The 3,970-nt window shown below is 59.8% G+C and carries 5 protein-coding genes; 3 read left to right on the forward strand and 2 right to left on the reverse strand.

Annotation, left to right across the window (positions count from 1 at the left end):
• A partial coding sequence (locus VGG64_03375; GenBank protein ID HEY1598614.1) for a class I SAM-dependent methyltransferase occupies window positions 1–915 on the reverse strand: 915 nt, incomplete at its 3' end.
• 122 nt (window positions 916–1,037) lie between these two features.
• On the opposite strand from VGG64_03375, the gene VGG64_03380 reads away from it, so the two are divergent.
• Together VGG64_03380 and VGG64_03385 are read left to right on the forward strand one after the other, a co-directional pair.
• A complete protein-coding gene (locus VGG64_03380; GenBank protein HEY1598615.1) occupies window positions 1,038–2,198 on the forward strand; it encodes an AI-2E family transporter in 1,161 nt (386 codons plus the stop codon).
• A complete protein-coding gene (locus tag VGG64_03385; protein ID HEY1598616.1) occupies window positions 2,195–2,983 on the forward strand; it encodes an SDR family NAD(P)-dependent oxidoreductase in 789 nt (262 codons plus the stop codon). Before VGG64_03380 ends, VGG64_03385 begins: the two co-directional genes overlap by 4 nt.
• 99 nt (window positions 2,984–3,082) lie before the next feature.
• On the opposite strand, the gene VGG64_03390 is transcribed toward VGG64_03385, so the two are convergent.
• Window positions 3,083–3,544 (reverse strand): c-type cytochrome, encoded by a 462-nt coding sequence (locus tag VGG64_03390; GenBank protein ID HEY1598617.1) that lies wholly within the window; start codon window positions 3,542–3,544, stop codon window positions 3,083–3,085.
• 172 nt (window positions 3,545–3,716) lie between these two features.
• Here VGG64_03390 and VGG64_03395 point away from each other — a divergent pair.
• On the forward strand, window positions 3,717–3,970 hold a 254-nt coding region (locus tag VGG64_03395), incomplete at its 3' end, for a polynucleotide adenylyltransferase PcnB (GenBank protein HEY1598618.1).

A 3,970-nucleotide genomic window follows, 5' to 3' on the forward strand; every position in this document is an offset into this window, starting at 1 on the left:
GCGCAACGCCACCAAGCCTTCGTGCGCGAGCTTGTTGCTGGCCAGCCGATCGAGTCGAATGTAGGGCGAGAAGTCATCGACGAAGGAATTGAAGTGGACCTGGCTGCGCTCTTCGCCTTCCTGCAACGGTTTGCGATAGGCACTGATTTGCGCGCGTGGCCGCGAGTTGCGGTAGCGATGACGTCCTGGGCCCTTATCCAGCCGATCGCTATGGCCGCCCACATAGGCGTAGCCCCAGTTGGTCTCGGCGAAGCGGCAGGCCAGATGGACCGCGTCAAGCTCGGTGTCATCCACCGCCATCACGCCGCCCGGCTTGAGCAGTTTGTGGACGAAGACCAGATCGACGAAGGCGCCATCGAAGCGATGGTCACCGTCGATAAAGGCGAAATCAAACTGGCGGCCCTGCTCGACCAATTTCGGCAGGAAGATCTCTGATGGTTCCGAATGATGTTCAACCAGTTGATCGGCGCCTGCTTCGCGTAATACGTGCAGCGCACCATTGTGATAGTTCTTCTGCTGGAAGGGGTCCATGATGATGTGCGGCTGCCGTACGCCGCCATTTTCGAACATCGCCTCAAGGATGTGCAGGGTCGAAAGTCCCCAGCCCATGCCGACTTCAAGGGTCGCGGCGGGTTTCAATTGACGGACGAGGTCGCCCAGGAACTTGCCGCGGCCGGGCGTGACGCTGGTCGGATAAAGGCTCCTGCTGAAGCCGTTGTCGCCATAGACGATACCCTCGCGATAGAGCCGGTCGATTGCTGCGCGAATGCGTTCGCGAGCCGCCTGCGCCGATGGATCGATCGAGGCCATTGTGCCGCTGGGTCCGCCGTCAACTGCCATCATTCGAAGATGTCCGCCTGCATCATTGAGTTCAATAGACTGCGCCCGAAGAATTGCCTCGATGGCCGGGGTCACACTGTCGCCCGGAAGGATAACATTCTGCGGCGCCGATTACCGCATTGGCCACACCGGTATACAAATCGAATGAGGGCGCGAAGACGGACCTTCTGCTAGGCTGCGCTTGACGGCGGCAATCGATGAATCAGGAGCGTATCGTACAAGTTTTCTTCTTCGGTTTCCTGGCCCTCATTACGTGGGAACTGTACCAGGTATTCGAACCGTTTCTGATGCCGATAGCGTGGGCGATTCTGCTCGCGTTCCTGGCGCACCCGGCATTGATCGAACTCGACCGCTACATCCGCAGCCGAACCACTTCCGCCTTGATCATCACGCTTATCGTTGCGCTGGGCGTGGTGCTGCCAGCGGTTTGGCTCTCGGAGCGTCTCGTCAACGAGGCGCAGACCCTTTACGGAGCGGCTTCCAACCTCTCGACCATGGGCAGTCTCGACCGCGCCGGAACATGGCTCCGTGAAACCCGGGTGGGCGCGCATCTGGCCAACACGCTGGCGCGTCACGGCATTCGGCTGGAAGACGAAATCAAAAGCGTGGGCCTCCGATCGGCGAAGGTGATCAGCGACTATCTGCTGGCCCACAGCGGGTCGGCTGCGAGCAATCTGGCAAGCCTCGTGTTGCATTTTGGCATCGCATTGCTGACGTTCTTTTACCTGCTACGCGACGGCGAGTCGTACTACGAGGGTCTGCGCGCCCTTACCCCTTTGCACGAGCAGGACAAGGCCGTCATCTTCGATACGCTCGGCGCTACGCTGTCGTCCGTGATGCGCGGGCTGATGCTCACCGCGGTGCTCGACGGCGTCACTCTGGGACTCGGCTACCTGGTCTGCGGGGTTCCATATTGGGCCTTCCTGGCCTTGCTCACGGCGGCCGCGGGACTGCTGCCGTTTGGCGGCACCGCCCTCGTGTGGGTACCGGCCATGATCTACCTCGGTTACAGTTCGACGTGGGTAAGCGCCATCGGACTTGGGATTTGGTCGATGATTGCGCTTGCGATTATCGACAACTTCATCAAGCCCCTGGCGATGCGCCATGGCACCGGCTTGCCGACTCTCGCGCTCTTCTTTGGCCTCGCCGGGGGAATCGAAGCCTACGGTCCATTGGGGATTTTCGCCGGACCCGCGGTGATCGCGATATTTGCAGCGCTGCTGCGGGTTTACGAGCGAACCTATGTGACCGATAGCGCCGGATCGGTGATCGCCGTGGCCCCACCGCCCGTTGACGAACCCCGGGTGCAACGAATCGATCCGGTGCCCCAGCCGGAACTTAAAAAGGAGACTCCATGAAATACGCAATCGTCACCGGAGGCGCACGCGGCCTCGGCCTCGGTATCGTTCGCGCCCTGCTGGATGAAAAGGCTGTCGATCAAGTCGCGGTTATCGATCTAAAGCTGGCGCCGCCACCGGCCGAAATCGCGAGCAAAGTACATGGCTTCACTGCGGATGCCACCGACGAAACGCAGGTCCACGCTGCTGTGGAGGCGATTGCCGCCAAGCTTGGCCCCCATCCGGATGTGCTGTGCAATAACGCCGGCGGAGGCGAAGCCAATTGGTTCGAGAAGGGCCAGCAAGAGGAATGGCACAGCGTCGAGATCTGGCGTCGCTATGTCGAACTTAACCTCAATTCGGTCTATCTCGTGAGCAAGGAAATCGTTCCGCGGATGAAGTCGGGCGCGGCGATATGCAACACTTCCTCGATTGCTGGAATGTTGGCCACACCATTGCTGGCGGCCTATGCCGCGGCCAAGGCGGGCGTCATTTCGTACACCCGCTCGCTTGCCCTGCAACTCGGTCCCAAAGGTATTCGCGTTAACGCTGTTGCACCGGGACTGATTTACACCAAGATCTGGGAAGAACTAGGTGCGGCGATAGGCGGCGGTCAGGATCGGGCGCGGCTGGCCTTCGATGCCGCCGTGCGCACGTTGGTGCCACTTGGCCGCGAGCAAACACCCGAGGATATTGGCCGCACAGTCGCTTGGCTGTGCTCGGACCGTGCGGAAAACGTCACCGGACAGGTGATAGCGATCGACGGGGGCATCGTGCTCGGGCGACCGCCGTTGCGATCAGCCTGACGTCCTCAAAAAACAGGCACGGCTCACGCCTCTTGGCGCGGTGCCGTGCCTATCGAGAGTTCGCTAAAGACGGTCCCTGCGGACCGTCTTTAGCGCAGCTTATTGAACCTGAAGCGTCTGCACGTATTTGACCAACCGTTCAATCTTGCGATTTACCTGGTCCTTGGTCAGCGGTGGCCCACTGGTTCCGGGCCGATACATGAAAGCATATCCCCAGATAGGCATTTCGCGCGTTCCGTGACCCTCGGCGGTCGAGGTGCCATTGATGAAGTTGCGCACTTCTTCCGCCGGGAAAACGCCACCGTTATTCTTCGACAACAGGGTCAGATTAGCCGGCTTCTTTTTCAGCGCGGGAGAGACTGGACCGTCCCCTGTGCCGTCCATTCCATGGCATTGCGCGCAATACTGGCGAAAATCCAATTGCGCCGAATTAACCTGTCCCCGAGGTCCCAGAGATGAGTCGTCCTGGGCTCGAGCCACATTCGAAGATAAGCCCACGATAGCGCCGCCCAACACCAAAACGGCTGCCAAGTTCCACAATCCAAGACGTTTAAGCGCCATTTGTCCTCCCCCACACGGTGAGATTCTAGGGCGGAATCGTTACCATTTCTTACCGATCCCGTCAAATGTAAAAGAAATTCGAGGTTTCCGTGAGGAGCCTCGAGCCTGCCCGCCCGGCTGACCTCAGCCGATAGCGCCCCCGACCTGCAGGCGGTTACAGTAGGCGTTATACATGGTGGTTGACGAAAAACAAAACCAGGCGCTGGCGATTATCGAGCGATTACGCACGGCGGGCTTTACTGCCTATCTCGCGGGTGGATGCGTGCGCGACCAAATCCTCGGGGTCACCCCAAAGGACTACGATATCGCCACCGATGCCCTGCCCGCGGAGGTGCAGAAGCTTTTCGACCATACGGTTGCCGTGGGCGCACGTTTCGGTGTGATCATGGTGATTCTCGGCGACCATCATTTCGAGGTCGCGACCTT

The sequence above is a fragment of the Pirellulales bacterium genome (assembly GCA_036490175.1).
Taxonomy (GTDB): domain Bacteria; phylum Planctomycetota; class Planctomycetia; order Pirellulales; family JACPPG01; genus JACPPG01.